Annotated in this window: 15 protein-coding genes; 9 read left to right on the top strand and 6 right to left on the bottom strand. The window is 65.9% G+C overall.

The genetic code is table 11. The features are described from left to right. The first annotated feature begins 42 nt into the window (after window positions 1-42). Window positions 43-906: an RNA polymerase sigma factor RpoH gene (gene rpoH / locus WDB66_RS12185; protein WP_339398864.1), complete on the top strand. Its 864-nt coding sequence runs from the start codon at window positions 43-45 to the stop codon at window positions 904-906. Window positions 907-975: 69 nt separating this feature from the next. Here rpoH and WDB66_RS12190 read toward each other — a convergent pair whose 3' ends face one another. The 3 genes from WDB66_RS12190 to WDB66_RS12200 are packed head-to-tail and all read right to left on the bottom strand — an operon-like array spanning window position 976 to window position 4189. Next, the gene (locus WDB66_RS12190; protein WP_339398865.1) at window positions 976-1305 is read right to left on the bottom strand and encodes a cyclic-phosphate processing receiver domain-containing protein; all 330 of its coding nucleotides are present in this window, start codon (window positions 1303-1305) and stop codon (window positions 976-978) included. 17 nt (window positions 1306-1322) lie between these two features. Beyond that, window positions 1323-2633 carry a type IV secretory system conjugative DNA transfer family protein gene (locus WDB66_RS12195; RefSeq protein WP_339398866.1) on the bottom strand — a complete coding sequence of 437 codons (1311 nt, stop codon included), beginning with the start codon at window positions 2631-2633 and terminating at the stop codon, window positions 1323-1325. Further along, window positions 2630-4189, bottom strand: a complete 1560-nt coding sequence (locus WDB66_RS12200) for a type IV secretory system conjugative DNA transfer family protein (protein WP_339398867.1) — start codon at window positions 4187-4189, stop codon at window positions 2630-2632. The genes WDB66_RS12195 and WDB66_RS12200 overlap by 4 nt, the downstream gene beginning before the upstream one ends. 185 nt (window positions 4190-4374) lie before the next feature. On the opposite strand from WDB66_RS12200, the gene WDB66_RS12205 reads away from it, so the two are divergent. The 5 genes from WDB66_RS12205 to ppc all read left to right on the top strand — a co-directional run bounded on the left by WDB66_RS12205 (window position 4375) and on the right by ppc (window position 15367). Then, window positions 4375-5448 (top strand): hypothetical protein, encoded by a 1074-nt coding sequence (locus WDB66_RS12205; protein WP_339398868.1) that lies wholly within the window; start codon window positions 4375-4377, stop codon window positions 5446-5448. A 77-nt stretch (window positions 5449-5525) separates the two neighbouring features. After that, the gene (locus WDB66_RS12210; protein ID WP_339398869.1) at window positions 5526-9347 is read left to right on the top strand and encodes an ATP-binding protein; all 3822 of its coding nucleotides are present in this window, start codon (window positions 5526-5528) and stop codon (window positions 9345-9347) included. 145 nt (window positions 9348-9492) lie between these two features. Continuing rightward, window positions 9493-10935, top strand: a complete 1443-nt coding sequence (locus tag WDB66_RS12215; protein ID WP_339398870.1) for a S8 family serine peptidase — start codon at window positions 9493-9495, stop codon at window positions 10933-10935. Window positions 10936-11151: 216 nt separating this feature from the next. Then, complete coding sequence (locus WDB66_RS12220; protein WP_339398871.1) at window positions 11152-12456, top strand: substrate-binding domain-containing protein; 1305 nt, start codon at window positions 11152-11154, stop codon at window positions 12454-12456. Between the two features lie 145 nt (window positions 12457-12601). Continuing rightward, a complete protein-coding gene (ppc, locus tag WDB66_RS12225) occupies window positions 12602-15367 on the top strand; it encodes a phosphoenolpyruvate carboxylase (protein WP_339398872.1) in 2766 nt (921 codons plus the stop codon). 130 nt (window positions 15368-15497) lie between these two features. On the opposite strand, the gene WDB66_RS12230 is transcribed toward ppc, so the two are convergent. Both WDB66_RS12230 and pdsR read right to left on the bottom strand, forming a co-directional pair. Continuing rightward, window positions 15498-17456 (bottom strand): choice-of-anchor X domain-containing protein, encoded by a 1959-nt coding sequence (locus WDB66_RS12230; protein ID WP_339398873.1) that lies wholly within the window; start codon window positions 17454-17456, stop codon window positions 15498-15500. A gap of 229 nt (window positions 17457-17685) precedes the next feature. Next, the gene (gene pdsR / locus WDB66_RS12235; protein ID WP_339398874.1) at window positions 17686-18375 is read right to left on the bottom strand and encodes a proteobacterial dedicated sortase system response regulator; all 690 of its coding nucleotides are present in this window, start codon (window positions 18373-18375) and stop codon (window positions 17686-17688) included. A gap of 177 nt (window positions 18376-18552) precedes the next feature. Here pdsR and WDB66_RS12240 point away from each other — a divergent pair, with 177 nt between their 5' ends. From WDB66_RS12240 to WDB66_RS12250, 3 genes are read left to right on the top strand one after another with little or no spacing between them, the layout of a single operon-like run. Continuing rightward, window positions 18553-20556: a marine proteobacterial sortase target protein gene (locus WDB66_RS12240; RefSeq protein WP_339398875.1), complete on the top strand. Its 2004-nt coding sequence runs from the start codon at window positions 18553-18555 to the stop codon at window positions 20554-20556. Continuing rightward, a complete protein-coding gene (locus tag WDB66_RS12245) occupies window positions 20556-20795 on the top strand; it encodes a hypothetical protein (protein WP_339398876.1) in 240 nt (79 codons plus the stop codon). The genes WDB66_RS12240 and WDB66_RS12245 overlap by 1 nt, the downstream gene beginning before the upstream one ends. Continuing rightward, complete coding sequence (locus WDB66_RS12250) at window positions 20792-21403, top strand: class GN sortase (protein ID WP_339398877.1); 612 nt, start codon at window positions 20792-20794, stop codon at window positions 21401-21403. The genes WDB66_RS12245 and WDB66_RS12250 overlap by 4 nt, the downstream gene beginning before the upstream one ends. 66 nt (window positions 21404-21469) lie before the next feature. Here WDB66_RS12250 and WDB66_RS12255 read toward each other — a convergent pair whose 3' ends face one another. Further along, complete coding sequence (locus WDB66_RS12255; RefSeq protein ID WP_339398878.1) at window positions 21470-21883, bottom strand: YbaN family protein; 414 nt, start codon at window positions 21881-21883, stop codon at window positions 21470-21472. Between the last annotated feature and the right edge of the window lie 126 nt (window positions 21884-22009).

Genomic DNA, 22009 nt, shown 5'->3' on the forward strand with positions numbered 1-22009 from the left:
ACTGCTAAACTTGACCCATCACCCACCACTAAGGAGATCCACATGAATCAGGCTTTGGTGGCAAACAACCTCCCCATCCCCAGCGCGCTCGGTTCGCTGGATGCCTACATCGGCGCCGTCAACCGCATCCCGGTGCTGACGGTGGAAGAAGAACAGGAGCTGGGCCAGCGTCTGGTCGACGATCAGGACCTGTCCGCCGCCCGCTCGCTGGTGCTCTCGCACCTGCGCTTCGTGGTGCATGTGGCGCGTGGCTACAACGGCTACGGCCTGCAGATGGCCGACCTGATCCAGGAAGGCAATATCGGCCTGATGAAGGCGGTCAAGCGTTTCGACCCGAGCCACGGCGTGCGTCTGGTCAGCTTCGCGGTGCACTGGATCCGTGCCGAGATGCACGAGTTCATCCTGAAGAACTGGCGCATCGTCAAGGTCGCGACCACCAAGGCGCAGCGCAAGCTGTTCTTCAATCTGCGCAAGAGCAAGAAGCGCCTGGGCTGGTTGAACCACGCCGAAGTGCAGGCCGTGGCGCGTGATCTCAATGTGCCCGAAGCCGAAGTGTTGGAGATGGAATCGCGCCTGTCCGGCCGCGACATCGGCTTCGATGCGCCGACCGATGACAACGATGACCGCCCGCCGGCACCGACCGCCTATCTGATCGCGGCCGAAGCCGATCCGGCCCAGGCCTACGCTTACCAGGACGAGCAGGACTCCCAGCTCGACCTGTTGCAGCAGGGTCTGGCCAAGCTCGATGCGCGCTCGCGCGACATCATCCGTCGCCGTTGGCTCAACGACGACGAGAGCAAGGTCACGCTGCAGGAACTGGCTGACGAATACGGCGTCTCGGCCGAACGCATCCGCCAGATCGAGGCCAATGCGATGAAGAAGATGAAGGCGCTGTTCGCCGCCTGATCCACGCTTCCACGCTTCCGCATCACGCAACACCCGCAACGGCCCCGGAAACGGGGCCGTTTGCGTTTTTCAGCCGATGAAATCCATTGCGCTGCGCGCTGCGCCCAGTATCTGGCTGATTTCCGCCGCTCCTGCAGAGTGGGTGGAGTGCACCTCGTAGACCGGAAGGGCTTCATCGTTGTCCAGGCAGTACCGGACCAGCCATTTTGCGCAGTCACAACCGCTCTGTGTCGCGCCGAGGTCGTAGTCGAAACTGACGAAGCGTGGCAGGCCAAGACTCTCGATCCGGTCCACGAAATCCCGGAAGCTGCGCGCCAAGACCCAGTTGCCCCGTGGCAGGTGTACCCAGCTGACATCGGTGGGTGTGCGTCGGTCGTCGAGAAACAGCAGATAGCTCATGGTGGGCTGACCAACTTTCAGGCGTGGAAAGGATTGGGATCGAACTGGCCGGCAAATACCGGGTCGCTGAGGTAGTCGGGGCGGCGCGCCATGAGAGGAAGAGCGCCGGCAATGGCCAGCTGCAGTTCTTCGGGTCCCATGTCGATCAATTCACCGGCGGTATGAACCTCGTTCACCGCTTCGATGGAAGTGGCCAGATGCATGGTGGTGATGCCGAACACCTGGTGCACATGGCAGTTGTTGTAGAGGGTTTCCCAGTCTTGCGGATAAGTGGACTGCAACTGGCTCAGATCCTGCCAGAAGCTCCAGGTTTGCAGGCCATAGCCGCGAAGCAGGGTAATGGCCTGGCGGAGCTGGTCGAGTGGGCCGAGCTGGGCGGCCTCGTCCAGCAGGAACAAGGTTGAGGGGCTGATACGTCGTCGACGCCGCAGGATGAGTGCGAACAGGGCGCCGATCCAGAGCCTGAGCAGCCGTCGTGCCGACTCCATGTGCTGTGGCGGAATCACGATGTAGATGGACAGTGGGCGCCCGTCCACCACCGCCTGGAGATCGAAGCTGCTGTCCATCGTGGCTCCTTCGACGCGCGGTCCGACGAGGTCGGCCACATGACTCTGGGCAGTGGAGAGGATGGAAGCCAATGTTTTGCTTGATCCCATCGTCAGTGCATGGGCACCGTTCCGGACCATGGAACTGCCGGAGCGCAACATCCCGTCAGCCAGTGCCGCCATTGCCGCGTTGTCGCCGTGGAGTGCGCTGCGCAGAGCTTTGAGGGTGGCGCCGCTATCGCATGTTGCATCCAGGTGCAGCATCAGGGCCGAAACCAGGAAGCGTGCGCGGTTGTCCCAGTACGGGTCGCGCTGGCTATCCGTGGTCGGCACGATCAGTCCGGCCAGCATCTGCGCATCAGCCTCGTTCTCTGCTTCCGGGCCTCGCAGCAGATCAAGAGGATTGAACGATGCGCCTGGCTCGCCGGTGACGCCGAAAGGGTCCAGCAGCACCACTTCGTGGCCCAGCTCGTGACGCCGTCGCGCCGTGACCGCGTGATTCTCACCTTTCGGGTCGATCACGATCACCGGTCCGCGGTGGCGCAACAGCGCTGGAATGATGGCTCCGACGCCTTTGCCGCTGCCTGTCGGAGCAATTGTCATAAGGTGGCCGTCGCCGTGATAAAGCACAGGTGTCCAGTCCGGCCGACCAGTGACCCGTTGCTTGGGCATAAAGCCGAAACTGAAACCGGAGGGCGGCCAGTGGGATGCGTCCGCACCTTGCCAACCGACGAGCAGGCCATGTTCCGGGATGGATGCCGGAAGCTTGGATGAGGTGTTCATGGCGATGGCTTCCCGTCGCCTCCGGAGGTCCGCTCGATTATGTCCACATGGCCGTCGGTATCTTCGTGCAGCCAGTATTCGGGTGCCAGGCGTTGGCGTGTTTCGGGCTCGAGGCTGTCGATTTCACCCAGTTGCCAGTGCGCCTCTATTTCCCTGGACCATTGCTCCTGACTGGGTTGAAGCTGCAGGCTGCGGGCATCGTAGATCCTGGGTGGATGGTCTGGTGGCGGTGGTGTCGCTTCACCGAACATGGGGTTGCGATCGTACTGGTCGGCGAAGCAGGGATCGGCCAGATAGCTGGGACGGGTCGCAATCAGGGGCCGGGAGCCGGCGAGAGACAGCTCCATTTCGTCGTGCTCCAGCTCCAGCAGCGCCTGTGCAGCGTGGGTGCGGTTCAATGCGGCGATCGAACGCGCCAGCCGCATCGTGGTGATTCCGAAAACCTGGTGGACCGAGCAGTTGTTGTACATCGTGGACCAGTCATGCGGATACAGGCGCTGCAACTGGCTCAGGTCCTGCCAGAAGCTCCAGGTCTGAAGCCCGTAGCCGCGCAGCAGCGTGAGCGCTTGGCGAAGTTGCGGCAACGGTCCGAGCTGGGCCGCTTCGTCGAGGAGGAACAGCGTGGGCGGGTTCACCCGTTTGCGGCGCCGCAGGATCAGCCCGAACAGTGCACCTATCCAGATCCGCAGCAGATGCCGGTGCGAGGTGAGCTTATCCGGTGGCAGCACGATATACAGTGACAGCGGGTCACCACGGGTAATCCCGTGAACGTCGAAAGTGCTCATGGCGGTGGCCCGGTTGACCGCCGAACTTCCGAATATCGCCACATGATCCTGGGCGATGGACAGATAGGACGCCTTGACGTTTTCAGCGTTGCCGCGATCCAGGATCGACGCGCCTGCGGAGATGGCGTCGATGGAGGAACGACGCAGTTCGGCCACGGTGTAGGCCAGGTCGTTTTCGCTCTGATGTAACAGGTAGCACAACTCTGCGAGATTGCGCAGCGGAAGCGGGCGCTGCAGTGCGATGGTCAGCAGCAGCACATGGATGGCCTGGCGCGCACGGTTGTTCCAGAACGGATCGTCGCTGATCGTGGGTGGCGCCAGCAGGTCGGCCAGCATTCCGGCCTCGTCCACTACTCCAGGGTCGTTCTGGGAAAGCAGGTCGAGTGGATTGAAGGCGTCCGCACGCTCACCGGTCACGTTGAATGGATCAAGCAACACCACGCGCTGCCCGAGCTCGCGCCGGCGACGAGCGGTAACCGCGTGATTCTCGCCTTTGGGGTCGATGACGATCACCGGGCCGGGGTGGCGCAGCAGCGCGGGGATGATGCAGCCGACGCCTTTGCCGGCCCCGGTCGGGGCGATGGTCATCAGGTGGCCGCCGCCGGTATGGAGAAAGGGCTGCCTGGTACGGGCGCGCGCTCCTTCTTGGCGAGGCGGGAGGAATCCTATCGGCAGGCTGCGGTTACGTGTTTCCATCGACCACCCGATCAGCAGCCCATCGACGGGTAGCGTGCGCGGCATGGGGGGTTCCTTGGGGCGGGTGCCCTTCATGCATGTTCTCCGTCGGGCAGTGGACGCGTGTTACCGATTGAAAGCGGATCGAGTGTGTTTGGCTGGGGCAACACGGTCAACCACACGACAGGAGCGGCAAGGCCGCCACGGGCGGGCCGGCATGTCGCCCGGACGGGAAATCAAGGTCCCGCGCCCGGTGCCGCAGCGGAAGCGCGGACGAGCCCATGCAGAAACCGGGTGTCGGCAAAAGGAAGGTGGTGCAGTCCCGAGCAAGCTATCTCGCTCAGGTTGCGGGATCGGACTCCGGGTCCGGAGCCAGTGGTGTCAGCGGCACTGATCGCTTCAAACCACAGCCGCAGCGGAAGCGGGGCTCCAGCAAGAGGCGGCGGCTGGTTTTCGTCGCGTTCCGCTTGCGGCAGCATGGTGACCGCCAGCTGGTCGAACTCGCGTTGACAGGCCTGTCGTACCGCCTCTTGCGGCCCGATCAGATCACGCTGGTCGAGCACGACCTGCCAGGCGAGTGCTATTTCCGGGTGTCCGCACAGTCGCAGATAGGCCTGTCGCCGCACCGGTGCATCCAGCAGGTCCACCAGCAGGATCGCACCGAGTTCGGAAGCCAGGCACTGCGCCGGGTCCAGATGCTGCTGTTGCGTAGCAAGCGCCTGCAACGCCCGCTCATGTTGGCCGGCGGCACCGCTGTGTCGATGCTGTGCCAGATTCACGCCGCGTGCCGGCGCCGTGGTCCCATCCAGCATCCGGTCCACGGCCACTGCCACCACGCCAAAATCGAAAATGACCGGTGCCGATGCCACTCGACCCTCATCCACACCGGGCACGGAAAACGAGCTTGCCAGGCGTGGTGGTGGCAACCTGGTGTGATGCTCGAAGAAACGCGCAACATCCTCTGCATAGCCATGCCAGAGCCCCTCCAGAAGTTGCTGGTGGTGGGTGTCGCGAGGTGCCAGCGTGCCGCCTGCGAGGCGTGTCGCCCAGTAGGTTCGCGCGCTCCATTGGGCGCTGTCATCGGCGGGTGGCGGCCCACTGCAGGTATCGAAGTGGGCCGCTTCGCCGGGCCGGAGGGGGCGTGGCAGTCGCAGATCACCGGTGAGCCGGTACAGCCCGAGCAGGTGATCCTCGCATGGGTCGCGCATGTGCAGCCCAGTGGCATTGCCGCTTGCAATCGGAGGAGGTTGTATCTGTGGCGGTTGACCGCCACCGCATCCGGTGATCGACCCCAGCGTCAGGCTCAGCGCAAGCATCCGTCGCAGCACATGGCCGCTTCGCCGGGATGGGAATGAGGAATCCATGGGTTGTCGATACATGCGGTGGCTCAGCTTGCGCGGGTCGCCCGCAACTGCTACTTCAATATCATCACATGACCATGGAAAGCCGGGGGGGGCTTATGGAGTTCTACGGGCGCGCAAAAGAGCTGGAGTTCCTCCGGAGTGTCTGGCATGAGGTGACGGGCCACGATGGGGACGCCGGATCAATCGGTACGCCAGCAACCGTCCGCCGGCTGTCTGCGCCGCACATGCTGACGATCATCGCTGAAAGTGGCATGGGCAAGACACGCCTGCTCCGGGAGCTGTACCGGTGGCTCGCAGCCCACCCGCTCTGGAATCCTGGGGAATTCAGATACTGGCCGGAGAGCCTGGGCCAGGCTGCCGATCTCAATGCGCCGATAGCCAGCGACCATATCAAAGGGCCACCTGCCTTCTATTGGCTGGGTGTAAAGCTGGATGGCAGCAGCTACGCGTTGCCGATTCTGCGGGAGAAACTCCGCTCCCATGTGGAGACGGTGCGCAGCAAGGAATCGCGATTCACCCAGTTCGTGTGCGAGCTCAAGGACAAGGGCAGGAAAGCCCCAGCCGAGCTTATCTGGGATGGTGTCGCTAACGTCGCTAACACTGTTGGGGTGCCCGGCTTCGTGATCAATGGGCTCAGAGCATGCTATTCGGCGGCGAAAAAGCTTGACGAGCAGGCCTTGGGGCCGACGGAGCGTGAACGTCAGAGCCACATGTCCGCAGGAGATGAGCTATTGGCTCTGCTGGAACTGATCATGGGAAGCAAGGCGCCTGTTCCTGTGGTCCTCGCGCTGGATGATGCCCAGAACATGGACGCGTTGACGGTGGAGTTCGTAGAGCGGCTGTGGTCGGCAGCCACCGCTTGCCCGAACGGCTGGCCGCTGTTGATTGTGGCAACCCACTGGGAGCAGGAGTGGCGGCGCACCACCACCTCCGGGTCGGAGGAGGCACAGCGCAGCTTTGCCGGACTCTTCCGGCGTATGGAGGAAGACGGCAGAGCAGGCAAAGTATGCGAGTGGATGCTTTCCAAAAGCACCGCCGATGACCTTGGCGACTATCTGGATTCGAAGCTTCCCGGGCTCTCACCGGCGCAGCGCTCCCTGCTGCTGGAGAAGGCGGATGGCAACTTCCTCAGCCTGGTGGAGGATGTCGGCTTTCTGCGAATGACTCCTCCCTGCTTTGTTGATCGAAATCCTGCCGGCATGCTGACGGAAATGGGAGTGCAGGCGATAGGACAGCTTGTTGGGGAGCGCAAACAGCGCGTGCACAGCCGGTTCTACGCGCTGCAGGACGGCCATAGGGAAATGCTTGGTCTGGCAAGCCACTCCGGCCCCGGCTTCCTGCGACAGGTGGTGGAAAACTCTGCCCGGCAGCTTTGCCTCGACGGATTGGAGGAAGTCCTGCCGCCGGACCGGATCGTCACAATGCTGGACGAATGCGCCGATCCCTATGCCGTGCTGGAGTTTCCCGGCGAACTCTTCGGACAGTTCAGGGACCGGCTCTGGCTGGAGGCGGCCAAGGATTACGCCCGGATGGCCCAGCACGAGCATGCTCCTGCCCTCAGGCGGATGCTTCAAAACCACCTGGCTGATTGGGTGGGGCGCTCTTTCAATGAGCACGGCGAGCTGCGGTCGCGGGAGGATGAGTTGCGCGGTGCATCTGTCTCGATCCTCCAGCTGGAAGTCAGGGATCGCAGGACTCTGCTCGACATGGCCGCTTCCGAGTTCGTGTGGGAGGGGCCCGGGGATGGGACGTTCACGACGGAACAAGCGCTCGCCCTGCGGGTACAGATGCTGCTGAATCGCAGTGATGCGATGGACAGCGAGTGGGATCGCATCAGACAGCGGGTTGAGAGCTGCATGATGATCGACTGGCGGCAGGTTCCGGAAACAGTGATCAGCTCCATCAGCTTGAATCTGGCAGCGGTCGACTGGATTGCTGCTGGTGCCTTTTCTGCGGCATGCAGCCTGCTGGAAGTGTTGCTTGCTCGGCTCGGTGTGGAGCTGGAGGGGGCGCCTGCCCGCTTCGAGGAGCGAGGAGGGGGCAGGAAGCCGGTGCTTCCCCTTTTGAACCGACGGGATGCTCGGCGCTGCTTCCAGGTGATGTTGAACCTGGCCAAGGCCAAGCGGCATCTGGACAGGACGGATGACGCACTGGCGATTTACCAGTGTGCGGAATCGCTATGTCGCAAGCATAAGCTGGGTGACCAGGCCATGTTTCAGGCGCTCATGGGCCGCCGCCGTTGCCTGCAACTGCTGCGCAGACAGGACGAGGTGGACTCGCTGCCGTTTGACGATATTGATTTCTCCCGCCTTCCTGCGCACTACTTCGCCGCCATCGTCGCCTCCGAAGATGCGTTGCGCGAAGCGCTGGCGCAGGCGGAGCAGAGTGGTGACCGTACCGCGCTGGCGATCCAGGCCGCATTTCTGGCGAAGCTGCACCGTAACCGGAGGGAGTACGAGGCGGCGGTCCGCTATTACGAGCTGGCACTTGACCATGCCGGCGGCGACCACCAGCGGCGCACAATCAATGCAATGGTTGAAAGCGTTGCCCAGGCCGGCTCCCGGGAGCGGTTGGACGACCTTCTGCGGAGGGTGTTTGGACACACGGAACACGCTGGCATGGCACAGGACCTCGCCGTGGCGTATTTGAATGCGGGCCGTGCACGTCTGATTTCAGGTGATCCCGATGCGGCGCTGGGGCTGCTGAAACAGGCGATGGCGTGGGAGTTCAAGCGGAACAGAAGCACCCACTTGGGAAAAATCATCCAGAGTCTGGGCATGGTGGGTGCTGTGGCCCTGATGGTTGAGGCGGTCGGAGCGGAAATCCTTCCCGGACTCCAGGCTCTGGTGCAGGGCTGCAAGGATGCAATGGCGCAGGTCAGCGACAGGATCAGGGAGCAGCAGGGAGCGGACACGGCAAAGAAGGCGAGGAAGCAGTTCAACCGTTCCCTGGGTCGTGTTGAGACAGCCCGCTCCGGCGCAGTCGGTTGGGTCTGGGTCTTCAGTCTTGCGCGGGCTGGCCGGAACCACCGGGAACTGCCGGATGTGCTGGTTGCTGCGGCCCGTACCGTGCCTGGGGACGGTACGGGGTTCGCGTTCGGCTGTTGGCTGGGAGCAGCTTATCTTGGATACCTCGGGGAACACGAGGTGTTTGCACGTTCCTGCCTGGCGTCCGCCCAGCGTGTGCTTGCCGGGCCGGCTGTCGGCCTGGATCTGGCGGTCGAGCTGGAGCCCGGCGTGTCCGCCGGGGATTTCCTCCAGGCATTCGAGATCGAAGTCGCCCGGAAAATCCATTATCGGGACAACAGCGGAGATGGCCGTACGTTCTCCGGCTGGCGCGATGCGATGAAGTACGGCTGGAGTCCGAAGGGCGTAGACGCAGCCGGCTGGTATGCGGTCTGGCTGCTGGAATGCGGCGATGCCGATGAGGCGTTCGAGTGGTCGTCAAAAGCGGTGGAGCTGCGTGACCAAAGACTCCATGCCCTCATGCCCGGACAGCAGGTGGGCGATGACATCGTGCCACATTGGGAGCTGCGCTGGTGGCTGGACAAGGTGCACCTTGAGGCGGCACTGCGAAAAGCGACGATGCCATGCCGTATGCGACAGCGCGATGCGCCGGGCATGGGGGTTGCGCAAGAGGTTCTGGAAGGACTGGTTCACGTTGAAGTGCACTTCAATCTGCTTGAACAGCGATTCCATGTGAGAAAGGCTGCACAGAAGGATTTCCAGCATCCGGACTGGTATCCGGTGTTGCGCCTGGTGCATCAGCTGATGTTGGCGCAGCTGCGGCCGGACGCGGAGCCGGGCGGATTTCCAGCGGTACTGGAGCAGGAATTGCGCGAGCAGGTCAGCGGCAAACTGGTGGAGCTGGGTTTCGAGCAGCTCGGGTAGCAGTGATGGGGCCACCCTCCATGACGGGGCCGGGTTCGTAGTATTTTGCGGATCCCGCTTCCCCCGGTGCCTGGCCGTGACCCGAACTGCGGCATTTCGCCACCTGATGCGGTCCTATACCGCTTTGGTCTGTTGCATGCTGGCCATGGGAGCCTCCGCCTCGGTCCAGATCGATCCCGCGCTGCGCTTCGATCCTGCCGCCGGGCCGGTCGATGTGCTGGTGCATCTGCGGCATGACGTCGCGCATGTCGAGCGGGCGTTGCCGCAGGGCAGCGGGCCGGAAGGGTTTGCGCGCCGGGTCACGGCGCAGGTTGATCGGCTCCGCTCCCGCGCCGATATCGGTCAGGCCTCGCTGTTGCGTGAACTGAAGGCGCGCGGCGTTCCGCATCGGGCGTTCTGGGTCGCCAACGTGGTGCAGGTCCACGCCACGCCGGAAATCCTGCAATGGCTGGCGCAGCGTGACGATGTCGTGGCGCTGGCGGCAGACGCGCAGGTCAGTGCCCGAGTGCCGGAGGCCGTGCGGGAGTCGGAGCGTCAACCTTCCGCCGCGCAGGTGGTGGAATGGGGCGTGAGCCGGGTGCGCGCACCGCAGGTCTGGGCGCTGGGTTATCGCGGCCAAGGCGTGGTGGTGGGTGGTCAGGATACGGGCTACCAGTGGGACCATCCGGCGCTGCGCGCGCAATACCGGGGCTGGGACGGCAGTGTCGCCAGCCACGATCACAACTGGCGCGACGCCATCACCGCTGGCGCATTCAATACGGCCTGCGGTTTCGCTTCGCCCGCGCCCTGCGATGACCACAACCACGGCACCCACACGATGGGCACGGCGGTTGGCGATGATGCCGGCGCGAACCAGATCGGCGTGGCGCCGGAAGCGCGCTGGATCGGCTGCCGCAACATGAACTCGGGAGACGGGACGCCCTCCACCTACCTGGACTGCCTGCAATGGTTTCTGGCGCCGACCAGAATCGATGGCAGCGATCCGCGTCCGGAGCTGGCGCCGCATGTGATGGTCAATTCCTGGGGCTGCCCGCCGTCGGAAGGCTGCACCGATCCGGGCATTCTGGCCGAAGCCGTCGCCAATGCGCACGAGGCCGGGATTTTCGTGGTGGTGTCGGCTGGCAATGCTGGCTCCGCCTGTTCCAGCGTGACGATGCCACCGGCGATCTACCCGCAAGCCTTCACCGTCGGCGCGACTGACATCAGCGACGACATCGCCGGATTTTCCTCGCGCGGACCGGGACCGCATGGGCGGTTGCATCCGGATGTCGTCGCGCCCGGTGTCGGCATCCGTTCGTCGATCCGCAATGGCGGCTATGGCCAATCCTCGGGTACCAGCATGGCCGGGCCGCATGTGGCTGGCGTGGCGGCGCTGATGATGAGTGCTGATCCGACGCTGATCGGTAATCCGGATCGGGTCGCGGCGCTGTTGCGGGCCAGCGCGCGGCCGGCGACATCGGCTCAGGATTGTGGCGCTTTTCCCGGCAGCCAGGTGCCCAACGCGGTATTCGGCCACGGCCATGTGGATGCGCTGGCGGCGCTGGCCGAGGTCGTGTTGCTGCTGTTCGCAGACGGTTTCGAGGACTGAACCCGCGCGTCCTCGGGCTGCGTTGCGCTGCAACATCGTGTGCGAAGGGGGCGAAATGTGATGCTCGTTCCAGCCCCATTCAAGGCGGCTGCATTGCCTGTAACACAGGACTTCTAGCCTGATCGACTGGTTGGTCTGGAACAGGGATGCACCATGCGAACGCACGCTGCAATGCAACAGATTTTCATGATGTCGGCACTGCCGGGATGCTCGGCCGTGTCCCGTGTGTTGGTCGCAGTGCTGCTGCTGACGCTGGCGTTTTCGGTGCAGGCGCGCGAGGTGCTGCGGCTGCACGGCTCCAACACGCTGGGTGAAACGCTGGCGCCGGCCTGGGTCGAAGCCTGGTTCGAGGCGCGCGGATGCAGCGGCACGGAACGCCATCCGGTGGAGGCCGGGCATGTGCGGCTGGTCGGCAGCGGTGACTGTGGGCTGGAAGTGGAATTGCAGACGCACGGCTCGGGTACCGGCATCGCCGGCTTGCTGGATGGCCGTACCGATCTTGCGATGGCTTCGCGTCCGGTCAATGCGCGCGAAGTGCAGGCTGGGCGCGAACGTGGCCTTGGCGAGCTGGATGCGCCCGGTCAGGAGCTGGTCGTGGCGCTGGATGGTGTGGCGGTGATCGTGCATCCGGACAACCCGCTGCGCGAATTGCGCGTGGCGCAGGTGCGCGCATTGTTCGATGGCAGCCTGCGCAACTGGTCGCAGCTGGGTGGGCGCGGTGGCGCGCTGCGGGTGCATGCGCGTGACGCCGAATCCGGCACCTTCGACACCTTTCGTGGGCTGGTGCTCGGCCAGCGTCCGCTGCGCGCTGATGCGCAGCGGTATGAGAGCACGCGCGAACTGGCCGCCGCTGTCGCGGCCGATCCCGCCGCGATCGGGTTTGTCGGTATCGCCGGCGTCGCTGGCGCACGCGCGCTGGCGATCGCCGATGCCGGCGTGGCGATGCTGCCGGAAGCCTTCCGTATCGCGGTCGAGGACTATCCCTTGTCGCGCCGCCTGTATCTGTACCAGGGCGCGGATGCATCACCGCTGGCGCAGGATTTTGCCGCTTTCGTGCTGGCCGAAGAACAGCAGGCGCTGATCGCGCGCAGCGGCTTCGTCTCGCAACAGGTGCGCGCCTACGCCGACAGCGTGCGCCCGGACGCGCCGGATGAATACCGCACGCTGGTCGACGGCGCGCAGCGACTGAGCCTGAATTTCCGCTTCGGCCGGGGTCTGGTCGACAGCAAGGCGGCGGCCGATGTCGCGCGCCTGGCACAGTTCATGGCGAAGCCTGAAAACCGCGGCGCCCGCCTGTTGCTGATGGGCTTCGTCGATCCGGACGAAGTCTCGCCCTATATGGCGCAGTCGCTGAGCAATGATCGCGTCGACTACATCGCCAGCCTGCTCGAAGCCGCGCGGCTGCCGGTGGTGCGGGTGCGCGGCATGGGTGGCTCGGCGCCACTGGCATCGGATTCGGGCGATGCGGGCCGCCACCGCAATCGTCGGGTCGAAGTCTGGATCGACCATGCGGCACCCTGAGCTTGGCTGTCGCGTGCCGCCGGCAGTCATCGTAGGAAGAACAGCGGAAGTGCTGGTTTGCGCGGATCCGGGCGCCACGCCGGCGCGCCATATTCAGTGGAAATGAGCGACTGGAGCGCAGCGCCAACCTGCTACCCTCGCGCCCATGAGCACGCCTTCCGATACCCGCGATATCCCGTTGCGCGACGTCGTTTTCGCACCCACCGACGAACCCTTGCGCGATGATGTGAACCAGCTCGGCAGCCTCGTCGGGCAGGTGCTGGCCGAACAGAAGGGCGAGGATTTCCTGGCCCTGATCGAGCGCATCCGCAGCGCCGCGATCCTGCGCCGCGAGCACGACCACGACACCGGCGAACTGCATGCCACGCTGGCGCGCATCGACCCGGCCACCGCCGAAGCCGTGGTGCGCGCCTTCGCCACCTATTTCAACGCGGTGAATCTGGCCGAACGGGTGCACCGCATCCGCCGTCGCCGCGACTACCAGCGCAGTGGCAGCCAAGCCCAGCCCGGGGGCCTGCTGGATGTGCTTCAGGCACTGAAAACCGATGGCGTGGACTACGCCACGGTCTGCGCGCTGATCGAGGAACTGTGCGTGGAACTGGTGTTCACCGCGCACCCGACCGAAGCGGTGCGGCGCGCGCTGCTGGAAAAGGAACAGGACGTGGTGCGCGGCCTGATCAAGGACATGGACCGCGACCTGACCCCGCAAGAGCGCCGTGCCGATCTGGCGCGGATGCGCATGTCGATCACCGCGGCCTGGCAGACCGCTGAAAGCCCGCCGGTACGACCCAGCGTCGGTGACGAACTGGAGCATGTGGGCTTCTATCTTTCCGATGTGCTGTACCGCGTGTTGCCGGTGTTCTACGAGGCCTTCGCCGAGGCCATGCAGCAGGTTTACGGCGCGGTGCCGGAATTTCCGTGTGTGCTGCGTTTCGGCTCGTGGGTCGGCGGCGACATGGATGGCAATCCGAATGTCGGTGCCGACACCATCCGCGACAGCCTCGCGGCACAGCGGCGCATCATCCTAGGCGCCTACCAGGCCGACCTGTCGCGCCTGGCCGGGCTGCTGAGCCAGTCACCCGAGCGTGTCGGCATCGATGCGGCGGTGTTGGCACGCATCGAGGACTATCGCGAACGCTTCCCGGAAGCCGCCGCCGCGCTGCGTTCGCGCAATACCGACATGCCGTATCGCGGCCTGCTGAAGCTGATCGGCGCGCGTCTGGATGCAACCGGCGAGGGCAGCGCACAGGCCTATGCCGGGCCGGAGGAGTTCGTCGCCGATCTGGAACTGATCGCCACCAGCCTGCGCAACAATCGCGGCGAACATGCCGGTGATTTCGCGCTGCAACGCACCCTGTGGCGGGCGCGCAGCTTCGGCTTCCATCTGGCGATGCTGGACATCCGCCAGGACGCCGGGGTGCACAATCAGGCGCTGGCGCAATGTCTGGATGACGCGGATTTTTCCGAACGCAGCGTCGAGGAGCGCGTGCGGCGCCTGAGCGATGTGCTGGAGGGCGCGGCCTTGCCTCGGCCACAAAGCGATGTGCTGGGCGAACCGGCACAGGCCACGCTCGCGGTGTTCCGCACCCTGGCGCGGATGCGGCGCGAATACGGCGCGGCCGCACTCGGGCCGTACATCGTCAGCATGAGCCGCAGCGCCGCCGACGCGCTGGCGGTGCTGGCGCTGGCGCGGCTGGCCGGTACCGGAGCGGCCGCTGAAGATCAGGCCGCAGCCGCACAGGCGGTTGCGGCACTGGATGTGGCGCCATTGTTTGAAACCGTGGCCGATCTGGAAGCCGCGCCGCAGGTGCTGCACGCACTGCTGTCCGAACCGCGCTACCGCGCCCACGTCGCGCAGCGCGGCGAACGCCAGATGGTGATGCTGGGCTATTCGGACAGCTCCAAGGATGCCGGCGTGCTGGCCTCGCGCTTCGCGCTGCAGCAGGCGCAGATCGCGCTGCTGGCGGTGGGGCACGAATTCGGCGTGAAGATCGCGTTCTTCCACGGTCGTGGCGGTTCGATCAGCCGCGGTGGCGGCAAGACCGAACGCGGCATCATCGCGGCCCCGCGCGGGAGCATCGCCGGCTACCTGCGCGTGACCGAACAGGGCGAGGTGATCCACCGCAAATACGGCCTGCGCGCGCTGGCACTGCGCAATCTGGAGCAAACCACCGGCGCAGTGCTGCGCGCCAGCCTGCGGCCACGACCGGCCGAACCACGCGAACCGCTCTGGCGCGAACGCACCCGCGAGATGGCGGCAGTATCGACCGCCGCCTATCGCGCACTGGTGCACGAGGATGCGGAATTTTCCGCCTATTTCCGCCAGGCCACGCCGATCGACCTGATTGAGCGACTGCGCCTGGGTTCGCGCCCGGCCAAGCGTGCCGGGGCCGGCGACATCAGTGCCTTGCGCGCGATCCCGTGGGTTTTCGCCTGGTCGCAGACACGCGGCAACCTGACCGCGTGGTACGGCGTGGGCACCGGGCTGGAGCACGGCATCCGCACCTGGGGGCTGGAACAGATGGCCGCCATGCTGTCCGGCTGGGCCTTCTTCCAAGCCCTGATCGATGATATGGAAATGGTGCTGGCCAAATCCGATCTGGACATCTTCGAGGGCTATTCACGCCTGGCCGGGCCGCTGCACGCACAGTTCTTCCCGCGCATCCAGGCCGAATTCGAACGCACCCGCAGCGCGGTGCTGGCGGTGCGCGGCGCCGACGAACTGCTCGCCGGCGACCTTCGCCTGCGCCAGTCGATCCGCCTGCGCAATCCCTATGTCGACCCGATCAACCTGCTGCAACAGGACCTGCTGCAACGCTGGCGCGCCGCCGGCTGCCCCGATGACGCCGACTACCGCGCCCTGGTTGCCACCGTCAACGGCATCAGTGCCGGAGTGCAGAACACGGGGTGAGGGGCGCAGCCGATTGGTGGTGGCAGTATCGGGCTGCGTGGACATCATGCAAGCCAGCACGCAGAAAACGGATCCGCAAAGAAAAACCCCGGCACAGGCCGGGGTTTTTCGTGCAACAGGTTGAAACGGATCAGCGCGCCGCGTTGGCGTTCATCGTCGAGTTGCGCGAGGCGTTCAGGTATTGCGCCGGGTCGCGCATGCCGGCGGTGTGGCACTGGCCGGTGACATGGCCACGGTTGACCGCGCCGGGCAGCTGGGCGTTGACCTGTTCCACGGTGCCGTCTTCCGGATCGCTGAGCACCAGGTCGGTGGCGAAGTTGCAGTAGTCGTTGGTCCACCAGTTCGTGTGCTTGAACGAGGTGGTGTAGTAGTTGACCTTGGCCCGCGCCCAGGTCGGGATGCCGGCCAGCCAGCTCTTGGCGCCGCTGTAGGTCAGGTTGCTGTTGTTGCCGCAGCCCACGCCGAACCAGTTGCCCAGCGTGGCCAGGATGCCGGCCAGGTTGGTGCCCTGGTACGGCGTGCCGACCGACTGGATCAGGCGATTGCCGGTGGCGTTGTCCAGGCCGCTCCAGTAATAGGTGTACAGGTGCAGCGAGGCGGCGCCGCCCTGGCTGTGCGCGACCACGCCGAACGAGTTCCAGGTGTTGCCGTAGCTCTGGATCAGGCGCGCGAAGGCGTCGTGGCTGCGGTTCTTGTTCGCGTCCAGGAACGTGGATGCGGTGCTGAACTGGCTTGCCGGCCAGACGCCGCCGGAGCAATAGCCATGCACCAGCAGCAGACGCTTGCCGACACCCTTGGCGCTGACGATGTCGTCCGGGCGCGGACCCATCAGCATGCTTTCGTCGATGCTGATCGGGCCACTCTTGGCCTGGCCGCGCATCGCCGGCAGCGACAGCGGCATGCGGCTGGCAGACGCCAGCGTGATCGAATGGTCCGGATCCTCGATCCGCAGATTGCGCAGTTCGAACGGACCTTGCGCCTGCGCCTTGGCGACCCAGCGCTGGTCGAAGCCGAGTTTCAGCTGGCCCTGCTCGGGCGTGACCATGCCGCCGACCCAGGCCACCGGCAGCTCGTTGCCGTTGGCGTCGCGACCCCAGACCTCGGCATAGCTGCGGTAGTGGCCGGAGTTCTTCGCGGCGCTGACGGGAATCTGGATCGACAGGCGCGAGTTGCCGCCCTTGGCGATGCTGGCGCTGGCGCGCTTGCCGCTCAGCGAGATGGACGGCTCCAGCACCGGCAGCAGGTGTTCAGTGCTGCGCATCACGCGGTTGCCGTGGCGGTCGACGCCTTCGATCATCACCTGCGCGGTATGGTCGCCGGCCTGTTTGGCGAGGAAACCGGCGCCGTAGACACCATCCCCAGCCAGGCCGTCGCCATTCAGGCCATCGTCGAACATCGGCAAGGTCGTGCTGCTGCCATCCGGGCCGGTGAGGTTGATCCAGGCGCGTTCGATGCGCCCGGCCGCGGCGCCGGTCAGGGCCTTGCCCATGCCGTCCACGCCGGTCAGCTGCGTGGTCAGACCGAGGGTTTCACCGACCAGCTGGCGGCCGTGCCAGGCGTGCGAGGCCAGCTCGGTATCGCCATCGCCTTCCAGCAGCAGGAAAGCACGCTGTGCCTTCTTGGGGCCGATGATTTCCACCTGCCACGCGCCCTTGGGCAATGCGTCGAACTGGAACAGCTGCGCCGGCACCTGCGCGCCTTCCATGCCGAAGCTGCTGGCGCTGGCGCGCTTGGCGGTATCGGCGGCGGCCAGTTTCTGGCCGTGCGGGCCGACCAGCGACACGCTCCACTGTTGCGGATCAGGCGCCAGCAGCGCGAAGCGCAGCGTGCCGTTCTCCACACCAAGGCGGTTGCTGCCCCGGCTGCCGGACTTGCTGGCCAGCATGTCGACCGGAATCAGCGCGCTGCGCGAATGGATCGTGGATTCGACCGGATCGGGCGCCCGCATCGCGGCGAACTCCGATGCCGGGCCGGACAGTTGTTTGGGCACCAGTTGGGCCGAGGCGACCGACGCCAGTCCCAATCCCAGTGCCATGGCAATTGCAAGACCGGACACGCGCCCGGCCCGATTGAACATATGCTGCTTCATCACGATGGTTCTCCCCGCCCCGAAATAAGGGCCGGCCCGCAGGCCGGCAGATAACCCCGGCCCATTGCCGCGAATGCGGCCCCCTGGCCCGGAGCTGGCCGAGTAGACGGCCATACGCAGGCGAATGCAATTCGCAGTGCAACATGAGGGCGCAGGCCGCACCGCGCGGTGGATGAAGATGGGGTGATGGATGCGGAACCCGCCCGCTGCAGCGGACGGAGTGGTGCCACTACGGCCGCCAGCGATACCCCGCCCCATGCACGGTGTCGATTTCATCGAAGGCCGGATCCAGCGCGACGAATTTCTTGCGCATGCGTTTGATGTGTGAGGTGACGGTGGCGTCGTCCACGACGATCTGTGCTTCGCGCATCAGTTGTTCGCGTGATTTGACGTGGCCGGGACGGTGCGCCAGTGCGTGCACCATCCAGAACTCGGTGACGGTCAGCGGCACTTCCTCGCCGTTCCAGGTGACGCGCATGCGTTCCACTTCCAGCTTCAGCCCGCGCAGTGCGAGCACGGTGTCGCGCGCCTGCGGCGAACGCAGCGCGTCGGTGCGGCGGAACAGCGCCTGCACCCGGGCGGTCAACTGTGGCAGCGAGATGTCCTTGGTCAGGTAATCGTCGGCGCCCAGCCGCAGGCCGGATATCACGTCGAAATCCGAATCGCGTGCGGTCAGGAACAGCAGCGGCAGCGTGGCCGAGCGCGCGCGCAGTTCGCGGCACAGGTCGAAACCGCCTTCCGGCTCATCGCCCAGACCGACATCGATGATGACCAGATCCGGCAGTTGCAGCGCGAAGGCCTGCTGCGCTTCGGCACGGGTGGCGAACGCGGCGACGCGGTAGCCGTAGCGGGTCAGTGCATCCACGTAATTGGCGCGGATCGCAGGTTCATCCTCGACGATGGCGATGGTGCGTGACATGGCGATTCCTGTTGCGGTCGGCAACGAGCATAGAAGCCGCTTCGCACTGCCGGCAACGGCGTGCCCGCAAATCGCCATGACTGGTCACAGACAACGCAGGTTCGGGCCGTCGCGATGGCCGCTGCGGCGGTTCAGATGGCATCGCAGGCGGGCCGGTTGCCCGCCGAGGAGATCGCCATGCACCTGTCCGACCGTGATACCCGCAAGCCCCGTCTGTTCGGTTCTCCGGCACGTCGTCTCGCCGGTATCGGTGCGATGTTGCTGGCACTGGCCGGCCAGCTGGCCAGCGCGCAGGATTTCGACGAGGGCCTGCAACTGCGCGATGCCGCCGGTGCCTGGCGCAGCAGCGCGGCGCTGGAAACCGATGTGGCCTTCAATGTCGATGGCCTGATCGCGCATGTGAAGGTGCGCCAGCGCTACATCAACGACAGCTCCGACTGGCTCGAAGGCCGCTATCTGTTGCCGCTGCCCGAAGATGCCGCCGTCGGCGCGCTGCGCATCCGCGCCGGCACGCGCGTGATCGAGGGCGTGGTGCGCGAAAAGGAAGCGGCACGCGCCAGCTACGAAGCTGCTGCTGCCGCCGGCCAGCGTGCGGCGCTGGTGGAACAGAACCGGCCCAACCTGTTCCGCACCGCCGTGGCCAATATCGGCTCCGGTGAAGCGGTGACGGTCGAGGTCGAATACTGGCAGGGCGTGGGTTTTTCCGATGGCGAATTCTCGCTTGCGCTGCCGTTGACGCTGGTGCCGCGCCACGGCGCATCGCCGCAGGAGGCCACGCCGTCGTCACTGCCGGCCAGCGTCGCCGCGCAGAGTGATGATGCCGCGTTGGAGCCGGTGGTGAGCCTGAGCGTGGCGCTCAATCCCGGCGTGGCGCTGGAACAGGTGCACAGCCCGACCCACGCCATCCAGGTGCAGGCCGAAGGCGCGGGCTATCACATCGAACTGGCCGATCTGGCAGTGCGCGCCGACCGCAGTTTCGAGCTGCGCTGGCGCCCGCAGGCGAGCGAACTGCCACAGAGCGCGGTGTTCCATGAGCATGTCGACGGCCAGACCTATGCTTACGCCATGTTGCTGCCGCCGACCCGCCCGGTGGCGGCGTTGCCGCGCGAGCTGGTGCTGGTGATCGACACCTCCGGTTCGATGCACGGCGTTGCCATTGAGCAGGCGCGCGGCGCATTGACCGAAGCGCTGGCGCGGCTGCGCCCGCAGGACCGCTTCAATCTGGTGCAGTTCGATTCCAGTTCCAGCCAGCTGTTCGAGCAGGCCCGCCCGGCCACGCCCGATGCCATCGATCAGGCCACGCGCTGGCTGGCTGGCCTGCGCGCCACCGGTGGCACTGAAATGGGGCCGGCGCTGCGCATGGCGCTGGCCGGCAACCCGCCGCCGGGTTTCGTGCGCCAGGTGGTGTTCGCGACCGATGCCGGTGTCGGCAACGAGCGCGAACTGTTCGATCAGATCGAACGCGAACTGGGCCAGGCGCGGCTGTTCCCGGTCGGCATCGGCAGCGCGCCGAATGCGTGGTTCCTGCGCCGCGCGGCCGAGCTTGGCCGTGGCAGCCACATCACGATCCGCTCGATCGCGCAGGTGCAGGAACAGATGGAAGTGCTGTTCGATCGGCTTGACCGCCCGGCGCTGGGCGATGTCGCGGTGCAGTGGCCGGCTGGCGCACAGGCCACCCGCACGCAGTTGCCGGATCTGTACCACGGCGAGCCGCTGCTGGCGATCGCGCGCCTGCCGGTGCTGGCGGGACAGGTGCAGGTCGCCGGCTGGCATGCCGACGGCATCTGGCGTTCGCAGCTGGATCTGGCCGATGCGCGGCCGGCGCAGGGCGTGGCGCGGCTGTTCGCACGCGATGCGATCCAGTCATTGGAGGACGCGATCCGGCAGGGCCGGGCGGAAGAAGAAATCCGCCCGCAGATCGTCGAACTGGCACTGCAACACGGGCTGGTGACGCGCTTCACCAGCCTGGTCGCGATCGAACGCACACCGCAGCGCCCGCAGGACGCAGCGCTGGCCTCGACCCGTTTCGACAATCCGCTGCCGGCCAATGGTGAAGACGCCCTGGCCTTCGCCCAGGGCGCGACCGGTGCCCGCAGCGCGCTGGGCTGGACGCTGGCATTGGCCTTGTTGGCGCTGGCGCTGTGGCGCCCCGCCGCCGCCCGCGATCAGGAGGTGAAGTGATGGACCTGTGCCTGCCGGAAAACTGGAACAAGAACGCGGGTGCCATGTTCCGCGACGATCTCGGGCCGCAGGCCGGCGTGGTTCGCGCCGCGCCTCCGAAGCCACGGCCTGCCACCGCCACGACATCGACCGCCTTCGTCAGCGGCCTGCGCGACTGGCGGTTGCGCCAGACACGCCCGGCACCGGTGTTGCGGCCCTACCGCGCGCCGGCCTGGGTGCTGGCGGAGCTGGCGCGTTGAACGCGCGCAAAGATGTTCGCGCCGGCTGGCGCCAACGCCTGACCGCACGCCGCTGCGCCTTGCTCGCGGCCTTGCTGCTGGCCTGCGGCTTCGCGCTGCAGGCCGGCGCGATCCATGCCAAGGCGGGATTGGCACAGCTGCTGCTGGCGCGCGCCTTCGATGCCAGCCAGCACGATGGCCGCGACCACGCACCCTGGCCCTGGGCCGACACCGTGCCGGTGGCGCGGCTCGCGGTACCGGCGCATGGCATCGAACAGATCGTGCTGGCCGGCGATGACGGGCGCACCCTGGCCTTCGGTCCTGGCTGGGCGCAGGCCAGTGCCGCACCGGGGCAGCAGGGCGGCACGGTGATTTCCGGCCATCGCGATACGCATTTTTCGTTCCTGCAGCGGCTGGCCGTTGGCGATGCAATCCAGCTCGAAGACCGCTTCGGCGGCGCGGTATACCACGTGATCTCCACGCAGGTGGTGGACACCCGCCACCACCGCCTCGATGTGACCGCCAGCGATCAGGACACGCTCTGGCTGGTGACCTGCTGGCCGTTCGATGCCGTCACCGCCGGCGGCCCGATGCGTTATCTGGTGCAGGCGCAGCGCAAGGAGGGTTGAGGCGCATCGCCGCCGCTTTCCGGCTTGAGCCAACCTATGGGAATTCGTGCGTTTTCGTGGGCAGGATCAACGGCGTTCTGCCGGCTCAGGCCGCCGCCATAACCAGATCGCAGTAACAAACATGATGCCGCTGGCCAGTGCCCAGGCCCACTGCGGGGTCGGGCTGAACCACATGATCAGCGAGGCGAGCAGCATCATCGCCGTTGCCAGCCATTTGCTGCGGCGGCGGATGCGACCGCCGTTTTCCCAGTCGCGCAGCATCGGGCCGATGCGGCGGTTGCGGCGCATCCAGATGTGCAGGCGGCGTGAGCCGCGCGCTGCACAGAACGAGGCCAGCAGCATGAACGGCACGGTCGGCAGGCCCGGCAGCGCGATGCCGATCAGACCCAGCAACAAGGCCAGGCAGGCGGCCGCCAGCCACAGGCCGCGAATCGAACGCGAGCGGTGTGGGCGGATGCGGGGTGGTCGGGTGGAAGCCATCGGCACAGCATAACGGCCTGTCGCGGCTGGTCGGTGCGGAGGCACGCGGGGCCGGCGATCCGCCGCGGACTTGACATATGTCAATCAACATCTAGTGGTCGAGGGACATCATCCGCCCCACATCTT

Origin of the sequence: Denitratimonas organivorans (assembly GCF_037478135.1) — a bacterium.
GTDB lineage: Bacteria > Pseudomonadota > Gammaproteobacteria > Xanthomonadales > Xanthomonadaceae > Denitratimonas.